Annotated in this window: 12 protein-coding genes; 9 read left to right on the top strand and 3 right to left on the bottom strand. The window is 70.3% G+C overall.

Features of this window, described 5'->3' with window-relative positions:
* Positions 1 to 3: 3 nt before the first annotated feature.
* Together FG385_RS14020 and FG385_RS14015 are read right to left on the bottom strand one after the other, a co-directional pair.
* On the bottom strand, positions 4 to 798 hold the full coding sequence (locus FG385_RS14020) for an IclR family transcriptional regulator (protein WP_235022560.1): 795 nt from the start codon (positions 796 to 798) through the stop codon (positions 4 to 6).
* Between the two features lie 83 nt (positions 799 to 881).
* Positions 882 to 1,658 carry an IclR family transcriptional regulator gene (locus FG385_RS14015; RefSeq protein WP_139097143.1) on the bottom strand — a complete coding sequence of 259 codons (777 nt, stop codon included), beginning with the start codon at positions 1,656 to 1,658 and terminating at the stop codon, positions 882 to 884.
* Between the two features lie 122 nt (positions 1,659 to 1,780).
* Here FG385_RS14015 and FG385_RS14010 point away from each other — a divergent pair, with 122 nt between their 5' ends.
* From FG385_RS14010 to FG385_RS13970, 9 genes are all read left to right on the top strand, one after another.
* Positions 1,781 to 2,116, top strand: a complete 336-nt coding sequence (locus FG385_RS14010; RefSeq protein ID WP_139097254.1) for a bifunctional 3-phenylpropionate/cinnamic acid dioxygenase ferredoxin subunit — start codon at positions 1,781 to 1,783, stop codon at positions 2,114 to 2,116.
* Positions 2,113 to 3,279 (top strand): NAD(P)/FAD-dependent oxidoreductase, encoded by a 1,167-nt coding sequence (locus tag FG385_RS14005; RefSeq protein WP_139097142.1) that lies wholly within the window; start codon positions 2,113 to 2,115, stop codon positions 3,277 to 3,279. The genes FG385_RS14010 and FG385_RS14005 overlap by 4 nt, the downstream gene beginning before the upstream one ends.
* Positions 3,280 to 3,304: 25 nt before the next feature.
* Entirely contained in the window at positions 3,305 to 4,465 is a 1,161-nt protein-coding gene (locus FG385_RS14000) for an aromatic ring-hydroxylating oxygenase subunit alpha (RefSeq protein ID WP_139097141.1), read from the top strand.
* Positions 4,449 to 5,678, top strand: a complete 1,230-nt coding sequence (locus tag FG385_RS13995; protein WP_139097140.1) for a sarcosine oxidase subunit beta family protein — start codon at positions 4,449 to 4,451, stop codon at positions 5,676 to 5,678. Before FG385_RS14000 ends, FG385_RS13995 begins: the two co-directional genes overlap by 17 nt.
* A gap of 10 nt (positions 5,679 to 5,688) precedes the next feature.
* Entirely contained in the window at positions 5,689 to 5,958 is a 270-nt protein-coding gene (locus FG385_RS13990; protein WP_139097139.1) for a sarcosine oxidase subunit delta, read from the top strand.
* Positions 5,955 to 8,639: a 2Fe-2S iron-sulfur cluster-binding protein gene (locus tag FG385_RS13985; RefSeq protein WP_139097138.1), complete on the top strand. Its 2,685-nt coding sequence runs from the start codon at positions 5,955 to 5,957 to the stop codon at positions 8,637 to 8,639. Before FG385_RS13990 ends, FG385_RS13985 begins: the two co-directional genes overlap by 4 nt.
* Positions 8,632 to 9,171 carry a sarcosine oxidase subunit gamma gene (locus FG385_RS13980; RefSeq protein ID WP_139097137.1) on the top strand — a complete coding sequence of 180 codons (540 nt, stop codon included), beginning with the start codon at positions 8,632 to 8,634 and terminating at the stop codon, positions 9,169 to 9,171. Before FG385_RS13985 ends, FG385_RS13980 begins: the two co-directional genes overlap by 8 nt.
* Positions 9,168 to 11,621, top strand: coding sequence for a GcvT family protein (locus FG385_RS13975; RefSeq protein WP_139097136.1), 2,454 nt, complete (start codon positions 9,168 to 9,170; stop codon positions 11,619 to 11,621). Before FG385_RS13980 ends, FG385_RS13975 begins: the two co-directional genes overlap by 4 nt.
* A 298-nt stretch (positions 11,622 to 11,919) precedes the next feature.
* Positions 11,920 to 12,846 (top strand): SDR family oxidoreductase, encoded by a 927-nt coding sequence (locus tag FG385_RS13970; protein ID WP_139097135.1) that lies wholly within the window; start codon positions 11,920 to 11,922, stop codon positions 12,844 to 12,846.
* A 25-nt stretch (positions 12,847 to 12,871) separates the two neighbouring features.
* Here the strand turns inward: FG385_RS13970 and FG385_RS13965 are convergent, their stop codons facing one another.
* Positions 12,872 to 14,359 (bottom strand): phosphocholine-specific phospholipase C, encoded by a 1,488-nt coding sequence (locus FG385_RS13965; RefSeq protein ID WP_139097134.1) that lies wholly within the window; start codon positions 14,357 to 14,359, stop codon positions 12,872 to 12,874.
* Positions 14,360 to 14,600 lie beyond the last annotated feature (241 nt).

The raw sequence follows: 14,600 nt of genomic DNA, 5'->3' as shown, positions 1-14,600 counted from the left end.
GACTCAGAACGCGTGGCCCGGCGGCAGCAGCGCGGCGATCTCTTTGGCGGCCCGGACGACTTCGGGGCCGACCTCGGCGAACCGCTCGGGAGGCATCCGCAGGGCCGGTGCCTGCACCGCGATCGCCGCCCGGCTGTGGCCGGGACCGTCCTGGATGGGGGCGCCGACGCACCGCACCGCGAGGTAGGACTCCTCGTCGTCGGTGCTCCAGCCCCGGGCACGGGTCGCCGCGAGGTCGTCACGCAGGCCGCCTTCGGTCGTGTGCGTGTTCGGATGGATACCCACGAGATGATCCGCCGACGCGAGGTAGCTGGCCTCCAGATGCTCGTTGAAGGCCAGCAATGCCTTGCCCATCGCGGAGGCGTGCAAGGGCGCCCTGGTGCCGGGCGGCTGGGTGAACCGCAGCGGCTGCGGTGACTCGATGCGCTCGACCACCACCGCGTAAGTCCCGTTGAGCACGCCCAGATTGACCGATTCGCCGGTGCGCTCGGCCAGCCGCGCCAGGACGGGATGGACGACGTCCAGCCGGAAATTGCGTGACGCCGCCTGGCCCAGCAGCAACGCGCCGGTGCCGAGGTAGTACCGCTCGTTGGTCTCGTTCTGCGCCAGGTAGCCTTCGCCCACGAGCGCGCGTACGATCCGGTGCGCCGTACTGAGATTCAGCTGCAGTTCCTTGGCGATCTGGCCCACCCCGAGTTCGGCGCCGTGGTCGCGCACCAGGTGCAGCACCGCGAACGCACGGCTGATCGCCTGCGTACCGACGGCCCGCCCCGTTCCCTCGGAGCCTTCCATCGCCATGTCAACCCCCCGGCATCTGCCACATTATGGAATCAGCTTACTTCAATTGGCAGGACCCTAGCGGCAAGCAGGTGGCCTCCGGTTCAGTGGCCGGCGAGCCGCCGCAGCCGGTCGAGGATCTCGTCGGCGCCCCGGCCCAGTGCACGGGCGATATCCGGGAAGTCCGAAGACCGCAGATACTCGGCGGCGGCCGAAACGCTCAGGGCACCGGCGACGCGGCCGCCCGGCCCGCGGACCGGCACGGCGACGGCGTTGAGGCCGGGTTCGAGTTCACCGCTCGTCGAAGCCCAGCCGCGATCGCGCACCCGGCTCAGGTCCGCCAGCAGTGCCCCGGGCGCGGTGACGGTGTGCGGGGTGAAGCGCTGGCGCGGTTGCTCCAATGCCTCACCGAGTTCCTCGAAGCCGAAGCTCGCCAGCAGGACCTTCCCGCTCGCCGTCGCGTGCAGGGGCGCGCGGAGCCCGATCCAGTTCCGTTCGGTGCTCGGTTCCTGCGCGACCGCCGTCACGCCACCGCCTTCGAACACGCTGACGCTGACCGTCCCGCGCAACTCGGCCGCCAGGCGCAGGCAGACGGGGCGACTTTCGGCGGCGATGTCCAGTTGCGCGGCGGTCGCGCCGGCCAGCCGGACGATGCCGAACCCGAGCCGGTACTTGCCCCGGTTGCCGACCTGCTCGACGAACCGGTACTTCTCCAGCGCCGCCATCAGCCGGGAGGCCGTGGACTTGTGCACGCCCAGTTCGCGTGCCAGTTCGGTCACGCCGGACGGCCCGTTGCGGGCCAGCAGGGTGAGCATCGACAGCGCGCGATCGACGGTCTGGCTGACCGAGCGGGCTTCCGCGGTCGCGTCCGAGTTGTACATATCGCAACTCCGGGCTGGGGTACGGGCAGCTTGGGATCTGGCCATTGACGGGCGGGGGACGGGTGACGGATCGTTCGTTGCGGATGGCGTGTCATGTTCCGTTATAGGCAACAGGAGCGATGATGATCTCAGTTGGCGCCGTGTCGGACATCCCCGCTGGAGGATCGGTCCGGGTGCAGGCCGAGGTGGCGGTCGCGGTCTTCAACGTGGATGGCGTCTTCTACGCGATCGACGACACCTGCACCCATCAGGACGCCTCCCTGTCCGACGGCTGGCTCGAAGGATGCGAGATCGAATGCCCGCTGCACGCCGCGTGCTTCGATCTGCGCACCGGGCGGCCCAGCGGCCCGCCGGCACGGAAACCGGTCCGCACGCACGAGGTGACCGTGCTCGACGGGCAGGTCTACGTCCACGTGCCGGCGCGGGTCGCCGAAGCGGTCGCGGGGGAGGCCTGGTGAGACGGGCGATCACGGTCGTCGGCGCCTCCCTGGCGGGCCTTACCGCGGCCAGGGCGCTGCGGGACCGGGGTTTCGGGGGACGCATCGTGGTGATCGGCGACGAGGGGTACGCACCGTACGACCGGCCGCCGCTGTCGAAGGAGTTCCTCGCCGGCACGATCACCGGGGAAGACCTGAAGCTGGAGACGCCCGAGGACGAGTCGCTGCTGGCCGAATGGCGTCTCGGGCGTTCCGCCGTCGCCCTCGACGCCGCCGGGCGCGCGGTCGTGCTCGACGACGGGGAGCGGATCGTGTCCGACGGTGTCGTGCTGGCGACGGGGGCGCGGGCGAAGAGCCTGCCCGGGCCGGTGCCTGACGGCGTGTACACCCTTCGCACCCTCGACGACGCGGTCGCGCTACGCAAGGCGCTGATGGGCGAAACCCGGCTCGTGGTGGCCGGCGCGGGGTTCATCGGCTCGGAGGTCGCCTCGACGGCGGCGGCGATGGGGATCGAGGTCGATGTCGTCGAGGCCGCGCCGGTGCCATTGCAGAACGCGCTGGGCACCGAGATGGGCATGGTGTGTGCCCGGCTGCACGCGACCCGCGGGGTCCGCCTGCACGCCGGCGCCGGCGTCGCCGGGCTGATCGGCTCGCCACACGTCACCGGCGTCCGCCTGACCGACGGCCGCGAACTGCCCGCCGACGTCGTCGTGGCCGGCGTGGGCGCGGCGCCCTGCGTGGGGTGGCTGGCCGGGTCCGGAGTGGACATCGGCGACGGGGTGATCACCGATTCCCGGTGTGTCACAAGCATTCCCGAGGTCGTCGCCGTCGGCGACTGCGCGAGCTCCCCCCGCGCGTACCCGGGCGGCCCGCTGCGGCTGGAGCACTGGACCAACGCCGTGCAGCAACCGGTCGCCGCGGTCTCGGCCCTGCTCGGCACCAGTCACACGCCCTCGCCGCACCACGAGGTGCCCTACTTCTGGTCGGACCAGTACGGCCACCGCATCCAGTTCGCCGGCCGCCGCACGCCGGACGCCCGGGTCGAGGTGATCGAAGGCGATCCAGGTTCGTTCGACTTCCTCGCGCTCTACCGCGACACGGCCGGCAAGCCGGTCGCCGTGCTGGCCATCGACCGGGCCCGCTCGTTCGGGCGCTGGCGCCGCGAGCTGGCGTCCCGGCCCTGATCTTCCCGTAGCCGAAAGGACCATCGTGAGCTCTGTCGAAGTTCGCGACCAGCACCCGGAGCCCGCGCCGAGCCTCATCCCGACGCTGCCGGGTTCGTACTACGCCGATCCCGCGATCTTCGGGCACGAGCAGTCCCGCATCTTCGGCCGCAGCTGGTTCGCCGCGGCTCGCGGCACCGACCTGCCGACGCCGGGCAGTTTCCGCAAGGTCGATGTGGCCGGCGAAAGCGTGCTGATCGTGCGCGGTCGTGACGGCGCCTTGCGCGCGTTCCTCAACGTCTGCCGGCACCGGGGCGCGCGGCTGTGCGTGGACGAGTCCGGCACGATCCGCCGGAACCTGCAGTGCCCGTACCACGCCTGGACCTACGGTCTCGACGGTTCGCTCGTCGCGGCACCGAACCTCACCTCTATGGGGGACGTGAACCGGGACGAGTACGGGCTGGTAGGGGTCGCGCTGCGGGAATGGCTCGGCGCGGTCTGGGTGTGCCTCGCCGGCGAACCGCCTTCGTTCGAGGACACGGTGCGGTCCGTGGTCAGTGCCCGGCTCGGCGACGAGGGCCTCATCGACCGGTGGGGCATCGACGAACTCGCCGTGGGGCGCCGGATCGTCTACGACGTGCGAGCCAACTGGAAGCTCATCGTGGAGAACTTCATGGAGTGCTACCACTGCGCGACCATTCATCCCGAGCTGACCGAGGTGCTCCCGGAGTTCGCCGGTGGTTACGCCGCGCAGTACTACGTCGGCCACGGCGCGGAATTCGGCGAAGGGATCACCGGGTTCACGGTGGACGGCGGCACCGGGTTCGGCACGCTCGGCGGCCTCGACGAGGCCCATGACCGGCGCTACTATGCGATCACCGTCAACCCGCAGGTGTTTCTCAACCTGGTCCCCGATCACGTGATCTTCCACCGGATGTACCCGATGGCGGTCGACCGGACGATCGTCGAATGCGACTGGCTCTACCCGCGAGAGGTCATCGACGGCGGCGCCGACCTCTCGCGTTCGGTGGACCTGTTCCACCGGGTCAACGAGCAGGACTTCGCGGCCTGTGAACGGTGCCAGCCCGCGATGTCCTCGCGTGCGTACGCCTCGGGCGGGGTGCTGGTACCCAGCGAGCACCACATCGCCGCGTTCCGGGATTGGGTCGCGGCGGCGATTGGGGGCGGGGATGGGCGTCACGATTGATCGCGAGGGGCACGAACACCCCGGGTTCCTGTGGCGTAACCCGGAACCGGCGAAGGCCTATGACGTGGTGATCGTCGGCGGCGGTGGGCACGGTCTCGCCACCGCGTACTACCTGGCGCGCAACCACGGCATCACCAACGTCGCCGTCCTGGAGCGGGGCTGGCTCGCGGGCGGGAACATGGCCCGCAACACCACGCTGATCCGCTCGAACTACCTGTGGGACGAGTCCGCGGCGATCTATGAGCACTCCCTGAAGCTGTGGGAGGGGCTGGAAGACGATCTCGGGTATCCGATCCTGTTCTCCCAGCGCGGGGTGCTGAACCTTGCGCACACCGAGCAGGACGTGCGCGACTCGGTGCGGCGGGTGGAGGCGAACAAGCTCAACGGGATCGACGCCGAATGGCTCGGCCCGGACGAGGTCGTCAAGATCTGCCCGATCGTCAACGTGTCCGCCCAGATCCGCTATCCGGTTCAGGGCGCGACGTATCAGCCGCGCGCGGGTATCGCCAAACACGACTACGTGGCCTGGGGGTTCGCGCGCCGCGCGGACGAGGCCGGCGTCGATCTGGTCCAGGACTGCGAGGTCACCGGGTTCACTGTGGACGGTGACCGGGTCACCGGGGTGCGCACGACGCGCGGCGAAATTGCGTGCGGGACGGTCGCGCTGTGCGCGGCCGGGCACACCTCGGTGCTGCTGGACCATCTCGGCGTCCGGGCGCCGCTGCAGTCGCATCCCTTGCAGGCGCTGGTATCCGAACTGCTCGAGCCGGTGCACCCGACGATCGTGATGTCGAACGCGGTGCACGTGTACGTGTCGCAGGCGCACAAGGGCGAACTGGTGATGGGCGCCGGTATCGACGCCTACAACGGCTACGGCCGGCGCGGGGCGTTCCACATCATCGAACGGCAGATGGCCGCCGCGGTCGAGTTGTTCCCGGTGTTCGCCCGCGCGCACCTGCTGCGCACCTGGGCGGGGATCGTAGACGTCACCCCGGACGCGAGCCCCATCGTCGGGCACACGCCGTACGAGAACGTGTTCGTCAACGCCGGCTGGGGGACCGGCGGGTTCAAGGCGACCCCCGGGATCGGCTGGTGCTACGCGCACACGATCGCGCAAGGCGAGCCGCACCCGTACGTCGCCCCGTTCGGTCTCGGCCGGTTCGCCACCGGCGCGCTCGTCGACGAGCACGGCGCCGCCGCCGTGGCTCACTGAGAGGTCTGCCATGCAACTCATCCACTGCCCGTGGTGCGGCCCCCGCGAGGAGGTCGAGTTCCACTACGGCGGCCAGGCCGGCGTCGCCTATCCGGACGAACCCGACGGACTGTCCGATCAGGACTGGGCGGAGTTCGTGTTCTACCGGGACAACCCCCAGGGTCCCTTCGCGGAACGCTGGAGCCACGCCGCGGGCTGCCGCCGCTGGTTCAACGCCATCCGCGACACGAGGACCTACCGGTTCCTCGCCACCTACCGGATCGGGGAGGTGCACCAATGAGCAGGATCGACGGGTACGGGCGGATCGACCGCACGAGAACGCTGACCTTCACCTTCGACGGCCGCAGCTACACCGGCCACCCCGGTGACACACTCGCGTCGGCGTTGCTGGCCAACGACGTGCACCACATCGGGTCGAGCGTGAAACTGGGCCGCCCGCGCGGCATCGGCGCCGCGTGGACCGAGGACCCGAGCGGACTGGTGCAGATCGAAGAGCCCTTCCCCGAGCCCATGCTGCTCGCGAGCACCGTCGAGGTCACCGACGGGCTCGTCGCTCTCGGTCTCGACGGCCGGGGGCGGCTCGCCGAGGTCGCAGACACCGCGCGCTACGACGGCAAGCACACCCACACCGACACGCTCGTCGTCGGCGCCGGTCCGGCCGGGCTGCGCGCCGCGCGGGCCGCCGCCCGCGCGGGGGAGAGCGTCGTCCTGATCGACGACCGGGCGACTCCCGGCGGCAGCGGCCCGGTACTCGAATCCGCCGACGAGGTCGTGGCCGAACTGGCCGCTAACCCGGAGGTCCTGCACCTGCAGCGCACGACCGCGTTCGGGCACTACGACGACGGGTTCGTGCTGGCTCTCGAACGCCGCACCGATCACCTCGGGGCGGCCGCGCCGCGCACCCGGTCGCGCCAGCGGGTGCACCGGATCCGGGCCGGGAAGGTCGTTCTCGCGACCGGTGCGCACGAGCGGCCCATCGTGTTCTCCGACAACGACCGCCCGGGGATCATGCTCGCCTCGGCGGCCCGCGACTACCTGCACCGGTACGGGGTGCTCGTCGGCCGCGAGATCGTCGTGTTCACCAGCCATGACAGCGCTTACCTGACGGCCCTCGATCTCGCCGGCGCGGGCGCGAACGTGACCATCCTGGACGCGCGGGACGCCGTGCCGAGCCTCGCGCACCGCCAGGGCATCGCGGTGTATCCGTCCACTGTGGTCACCGGGACCGAAGGGCACGAGCGGGTTTCCGCCGTGCTCGCGACGAGTCCGGACGGCCCGATGCGCTGTCCGGCGGACACGGTGCTCGTTTCGGGCGGCTGGAGCCCGGCGGTGCACCTGTTCAGCCACCTCAGGGGAGCCTTGGCGTACGACGCGGCGCTCGGCGCCTTCCGCCCGGCCGGGACGCTGCCTGGCGTGACGGTGACCGGGGCCGCGGGCGGCACGTTCGACCCCACCGAAACCCCGGCGAACGTCTTGTGGCGCACCGAAGGCGACTCGTCGCGGCAGTTCGTCGACATCCAGCGGGACGCCACCGTCGCCGACATCGAGCGAGCGGTCGCGGCCGGGCTGCGCTCGGTCGAGCACGTCAAGCGTTACACCACCATCGGTACCGCACACGACCAGGGCAAGACGTCCGGCATGATCGCCGCCGGGATCACCGCCGAACTGCTGGGCCGCCCGGTCGAAGAACTGGGCACGACGACGTTCCGCCCGCCGTACACACCCGTCGCCTTCGCCGCGCTGGCCGGGCGGGAACGCGGTCCGCTGTTCGACCCCGAGCGGCGCACCGCGCTGCATGACTGGCATGTGCGGGCCGGGGCCGTGTTCGAGGATGTGGGCCAGTGGAAACGGGCGCGGTACTACCCGCGGCCGGGCGAGGACATGGACGCCGCGGTGCTGCGCGAATGCGCCGCGGTCCGGCGAAGCGTCGGCATCCTCGACGGCTCGACCCTGGGCAAGATCGACGTCCAGGGCCCGGATGCCGGGGTGCTGCTCGACCGGATGTACCCGAACATGATCAGCACCCTGAAGGTCGGCCGGGTGCGCTACGGCGTGATGTGCGGCAACGACGGCATGGTCATCGACGACGGTACCGTGTCGCGGATCACCGGGAACCGGTTCCTCGTCACGACCACCACGGGCGGCGCGGCGGCCGTGCTGGACTGGATGGAGGAGTGGGTCCAGACCGAGTGGCCCGGGCTGCGGGTGTGGCTCACCTCGGTCACCGAACAGTGGTCGGTCTTCCCCGTCGCCGGCCCCCGCGCGCGCGACGTGATCGGCGCGGTCTTCGCCGGGGTGGACGTGTCCAACGAGGCGTTCCCGTTCATGTCGTGGCAGGACACCATGCTCGACGGCGTCCCCGCCCGCCTCGCCCGTATCTCCTTCTCCGGTGAGCTCGCCTGGGAGGTCAACGTCAGTTCCTGGTACGCGGTGTCGGTGTGGAAGCGCTTACTGGCGGCGGGGGAGCGGTTCGGTATCACACCGTACGGCACCGAGACGATGCATGTGCTGCGCGCGGAGAAGGGCTACCCGATCATCGGGCAGGACACGGACGGCACGGTTACGCCGCAGGATCTCGGGATGAGCTGGGCGGTGTCGAAGAAGAAGGCTGACTTCATCGGCAAGCGCTCGTTTTCGCGCCCGGAGAACACCAATCCGTCACGTAAGCACCTGGTCTCGCTGCTGCCGACGGACGGGCGCACCAGGCTGCCGGAAGGCTCGCAGATCGTGGAACTGTGCCAGGACGGGATTCTGCCCGCGCCACCGGTGCCGATGCTCGGCCATGTGACGTCGAGCTATCACAGCGCCGCGCTGGGCCGCCCGTTCGCGCTCGCGCTGGTGAAGGGCGGGCGTGCGCGCATCGGCGATCTGGTGCACGTACCCGTGGGCGGCACGCTCGTGCCGGCGCAGATCCGGGAAACGGTCCTGGTCGATCCGGAGGGGACGCGCCGCGATGGCTGACACCCCGATGGACGGCCTCATCATCCAGGCCGAGCGTGAGGTCGCCGCCGTCGATCTCCGTGTCGGCCCCGCCGCCGGGCTCACCGTACTCGGCTCGGCGCTGCCGGTTCGGCCCAACACGTGGATCCGTGCCGGAGACGGCCAGATCATCTGGCTGGGCCCCGACGAGTGGCTGGTGACCAGTGCGAGCGCCCGCCCGCACAAGTTCGAAGAGGAGCTGAGCCGGGTGGTCTCGCCGCACGACGGCGCCGCCGTCGATGTCTCCGCCCAGCGGGTCAGCCTCCGGCTGCGCGGGGAGAACGTGCGGGAGTTGCTGTCCTTCGGTTGTTCGATCGACCTGCGCCTGTCGGCGTTTCCGCCCGGCGCGTGCGCGCAGACGACCATCGCCCGGGCCGGGGTGCTCATCCTGGTGCTCGGCGACGACGACTACCGCGTCTTCGTGCGGCCGTCGTTCGCCGGTTACCTCGCGGACTGGCTGCTCGACGCGGCCGAGGAATTCCGCACACCGTCCATTGAGGAGAGTGCCCCGTGAGCGCTTCGCCCCGTGTCGTCGTCATCGGAGCCGGGATCGTCGGCGCGAACCTCGCCGACGAGCTCACCGCACGCGGCTGGGATCAGGTCACCGTCGTGGACCAGGGACCGCTCCCGCTCACCGGCGGCTCCACGTCGCACGCGCCCGGCCTGGTCTTCCAGACCAATCCCTCCCGGACCATGACCCGGTTCGCGACCTACACCGTCGAGAAGTTCAAGGGGCTCGATGTCGACGGCGCCTGGTGTTTCAACCAGGTCGGCGGGCTCGAGGTCGCGACCACCCCGGAACGACTCGCCGATCTGCACCGCAAGCAGGGCTGGGCCACATCCTGGGGTGTGCCCGGCGAGGTCGTCGGTCCGGACCGATGCGCCGAACTGCACCCGCTGCTGGACTCCGGCCAGGTGCTCGGCGGGTTCCACACGCCGACCGACGGGCTCGCCAAGGCCACCCGTGTGGTTGTCGCGCTGGCGCGCCGCGCGGAATCCCGGGGTGCGGTGTTCCGCGGCTCGACCCGTGTCGCGGAGGTGCTCCAGCGCGGCGGCCGGGTCACCGGCGTGCGCACCGGCACTGGCGAGGACATCCCGGCCGACATCGTGGTGTCCTGTGCCGGGTTCTGGGGGCCGGCGATCGGCGAGCTGGCCGGGATGCGGGTGCCGCTGCTGCCGTTGGCGCACCAGTACGTGCGCACCGGGCAGGTGCCCGGGCTCGTGGGCCGCAACGACGAACAGACCGAAGCGCGGCTGCCGATCCTGCGCCACCAGGACCGCGACCTGTACTACCGGGAGCACAACGACCGGCTCGGCATCGGCTCCTACGCGCACCGCCCGATGCCCGCGCGTCCGGCCGAGCCGGCGGAGGTCACCGAGTCGGCCATGCCTTCGATGCTGCCGTTCACCGAGGAGGATTTCGCGCCGTCGTGGGAGGCGAGCACGCGACTGCTGCCGTCCCTGTGCGAAGCCAAGATCGACACCGGGTTCAACGGGATCTTCTCGTTCACCCCGGACGGCGGCCCGCTCATCGGGGAGTCGCCGGAGGTGGCGGGGTTCTGGATCGCCGAAGCGGTGTGGGTGACACACTCCGCCGGGGTGGCGCGAGCGGTGGCGCAGTTGCTGGTCGAGGGCCGGAGCGAGATCGCGCTGCACGGATGCGACGTGCACCGGTTCGACGAGATCGAGACCACCGGGGCGTACGTGGACGAGACCGCGCAGCGGAACTTCGTGGAGATCTACGACGTCGTGCACCCGTTGCAGCCGAAACTGTCCCCACGCGGCCTGCGCGTGAGCCCGTTCCACTCGCGGCAGAAGGAGCTGGGCGCGTTCTTCCTCGAATCGCACGCGTGGGAGCGCCCGCACTGGTACGAGACGAACGCCCACCTCGTCAAGGACCTGCCGCCCGAATGGCAGCCGCCGTCCCGCGACGCGTGGTCGGCGATGTTCCATTCGCCGATCGCCGCGGTCGAGGCGTGGAAGACCCGCACGGCGGTCGCGCTGCATGACCTTACCTCGCTCAAGCGCATCGAGGTCAGCGGTCCCGGCGCGCTCGACCTCCTGCAGCGGCTGACCACCGGCAAGGTGGACAAGCCGGTGGGTTCGGTGACCTACACGCTCGCGCTGGACGAGGCCGGCGGAATCCGCGGCGACCTCACCGTCGCGCGCCTGGGGGAGCAGCTGTTCCAGGTCGGCGCCAACGGGAACCTGGACGTGGACTACGTCCGGCGGCAGGCCGGGAGCACCGTTCAGGTTCGCGACGTCACCGGCGGCACCTGCTGCCTCGGTGTGTGGGGACCGCTGGCCCGCGACCTGCTCCAGCCGCTGAGCCGCGACGACTTCTCCCACGAGGCACTGAAATACTTCTGCCTCGCACATGCGCACATCGCCGGGCTCCCCGTCGTCGCGATGCGACTGTCCTATGTGGGCGAGCTGGGCTGGGAGATCTACACCAGTGCCGAATACGGGCAGCGGCTGTGGGACGTGCTCTTCGAGGCGGGGCGGCCGCTCGGTGTCGTCGCCGCCGGGCGGGCCGCGTTCAACAGCCTCCGGCTGGAGAAGGGCTACCGAGCCTGGGGCGCCGACATGACCACCGAGCACAACCCGTATGAGGCCGGTCTCGGCTTCGCCGTCAACGCCAAGAAGACCGGCTACGTCGGCTACGAGGCAGTCGCGGAACTGGGCAACGACACCGTCTCGAGGCGCCTGAGCTGTCTGACCGTCGACGACGGCCGGAGTGTGGTGCTGGGTAGTGAACCGGTGTTCCTCGACGGAAAGCCTTGCGGCTACGTCACTTCGGCCGCGTTCGGGCACACCGTCGGCAAACCGGTGGTCTATGCCTGGCTGCCCGCCTCGGCCACGGTCGGCACACAGGTCGAGATCGGCTACTTCGACCGCCGCGTGCGCGCCACCGTCACCGCCGAACCGCTGGTGGACCCGGAGATGGCCCGCATCCGCCGTTAGGGGCCTCGGCCTCTCCGGTGCCATGCGCGACAGGCACGCGCGTAGCCGTGCAGTCCGACGGGCCGCCGGCCCAAGCAGGCCGGAACGCTCGTGAGAGGTGCCCGGCTGTGGGACCAGCCACCGCGCCGCCGCCGCTGACCCGCGATGGCCCCCACCGCCCCGCACACACACGACGCCGCGCGTAGGGGGAGCCGGACTCGCGGGGTGGGCTGCGGGCGGTGGGCAGGTGATGGCACCCGGTGTTAGCGAGTGCTACGGTGGTCGATGACACCAGGTGTCATCACAGGGAGGATCTCTCATGCGTGTCTTCGTCACCGGGGCGAGCGGCCACGTCGGCTCCGCGCTCATCCCCGAACTGCTCTCAGCCGGGCATGAAGTCGTCGGCCTCGCCCGGTCCGACACCGCGGCCGCGGCAGTGCGAGCCCGTGGCGCCGAGGTGCGCCGCGGCGATCTGGACGACCTCGATGGCCTGCGGGAAGCCGCGGCCGCGTCCGACGGCGTCATTCACCTCGCCTTCAAGCACGACGCCATGATCGCCGGGGACATGGCGAGCGCGGCCGCCGCCGACCTGGCTGCCGTGCAGGCGCTCGCGGACGCTCTCACCGGCACCGGCACCGGCACCGGCACCGGCACCGGCAAGCCGCTGGTCGGCACGTCGGGAACCGGGATGCTTGCCATGGCGGGCATCCCGGGCACCGGCACCGAGGACGACGTGATCCCCGGCGGCTACCGCGTCGACACCGAGAACCTGATCATCGGTCTCGCCGGCCATGCCGTCCGGTCTTCGGTCCTGCGCCTGCCGCCGACCGTCCACAGTGAACTCGACAAGCACGGCTTCGTCCCGACCCTGATCGGCATCGCCCGCGAAAAGGGCGTGTCGGGCTACCTCGGCGACGGGGCCAACCGCTGGCCCGCGGCCCACTCGCTGGACATCGCCCGCCTTTACCGGCTGGCCTTGGAGAAGGCCCCGGCCGGGTCGCGCCTGCACGCGGTCGACGACGAAGGGGTCCCGCTCCGGCAGATCGCCGAGGCGATCGGCCGTCACCTCGGCATCCCGGCCGTGAGCGTCCCGGCCGAGGAGGCCGGCGCGCACTTCGGCTGGTTCGCTCCTTTCGCGGGGCTCGACAACGTGGCGTCCAGCGCCCGCACGCGCGAGGTGCTCGAATGGAAACCGGAACACCCCGGCCTTCTCGCCGACCTCGATCTGGGCCACTACTTCGGCTGACGGCCCGCCGTCAGCACCACGCGGCTCAGTGGCCGACGCGGGGGCGCTGTCCCTTTTCCTGGTGCGGAACCTGCTGACCTGAGGTCGGTGCCGTCGGCAGCGGGAACTGGCTGGCCTCGTACTGGGCCAGGTTGTAGGCGGCCGTCGTCTCCGGCAGGTCCGGCTTGCGCGTGCTGCCATGCCCGAACCGGAAGGCGGAGGTCAGATCGCCGACCGTGCCGCGGCGCCAGGCACTGATGTTGGTTTCCCTGACACCGGTGAGCTTTTCCAGGAACAGCAGCTGGGACGTGTGATCGAACACCTCGGAGCAGACCCAGCCGCCCACCGTCCAGGGCGAGACGATGATGCACGGCACCCGGAAGCCGAGTCCCACCGGCAGTCCCGCGCCCGGAATGCCGGTCGGCGAGGTCTTGGTGACGAACTCGTCCGCGGTCCCCGCCGGCGGCGTGGGCGGCAGCACGTGATCGAAGAGCCCGTCGTTTTCGTCGTAGGAAAGGATGAACACGGTCTTGGCCCATACGTCGGGGTTCGCGGCGAGCGCGTCCACGATCCCGGCGACGAAGGCGGCGCCCGCGGCCGGCATGCGCTGCGGGTGCTCGTCGTACTCCGTCGGCGGCATGATCCAGCTGACCGTCGGCAGCTTGTCGTTGAGCGCGTCGTACTCGAACTGGCCGAGCGGGGTCGGCGCCACGGCGTTCTCGTACAGCGCGGAGCCCGGCGCGGCGTTGCTGTACTGCTTCATCCGGGAGATCGGCTTCCACCCGGTGACGTTGGCCGCCTGGTGGTAGATGCGCCAGCTGACCCCGGCCTCGGTCAGCCGTTCGGGGTAGGTCTGCCACGAATACGTGCCCGCGGCCGCTCCGTTGTCCAGCGCCGGCCCACCGAACTCGCCGTTCGGGTCGACGGTGCCGGTCATCCACATGTAGCGGTTCGGATGGGTCGGGCCCAGCACCGAGCAGTGGTAGGCGTCGCAGATCGTGAACGCGTCGGCCAGCGCGTACTGGAACGGGATGTCCTCGCGGGTGTAATAGCCCATCGTATAAGGGCCTTTGGCCGCACCGTCGGCCGCGAGGTGCGCCGGCAGCCAGTTGTCCATCTTGCCGCCGTTCCACGCCGAGTGCTGCACCGACCAGGCGTGGCTGGTCGACGGGATGGCCTGCGCGGCGGTGTTCGTCGTGTTGAGCCGGTAGGGCAGCAGGTAGCCGTCCGGGTTGCCCGGGTCCGGCTGGTAGAAGACGGAACGCCCGTCCGGCAGGCGCAGGGCGTCCGGATCGTCGAAGCCGCGGACACCGGACAGCGTCCCGAAGTAGTGATCGAAGCTGCGATTCTCCTGCATCAGCAGGACGACGTGCTCGATGTCCTGCAGCTGTCCCCGCTGGGGCATCGGCGAAGCGATCGCCTTGCGTACGTTGGCCGGCAACACCGTGGCGGTCGCGGCCAGCCCGCTCGCGGCGGCGGCCGAACCCAGCAGCCGTCTCCGGGTGATGCCGGGTGAGGTCGGCTCGTCGTTCATCGTGACCCTCCTGAAACGCTCGACCGGTTGTCCCGCACTGCTCTGCGACCCTTGTTGCTCTTGTTGAGCAAATTCGCGCGAGCGAGTGAATGCCGGTTGAACTTCCGCTACAGAAAAGGGGCCAATATTTCTGATTTGCGTAGAAGGTCCGATTAAATGGCACATTGATGAGCGAAAACGTGGCCCTGGACGGGTGATATTTCAACTGTGACATGCGACACTCTCGCATGGCCCATTTGCC

Origin of the sequence: Amycolatopsis alkalitolerans (assembly GCF_006152065.1) — a bacterium.
In the GTDB taxonomy this organism is placed as follows: Bacteria; Actinomycetota; Actinomycetes; order Mycobacteriales; family Pseudonocardiaceae; genus Amycolatopsis_E; species Amycolatopsis_E alkalitolerans.
This window is presented reverse-complemented; position numbering and strand designations above follow the sequence as displayed.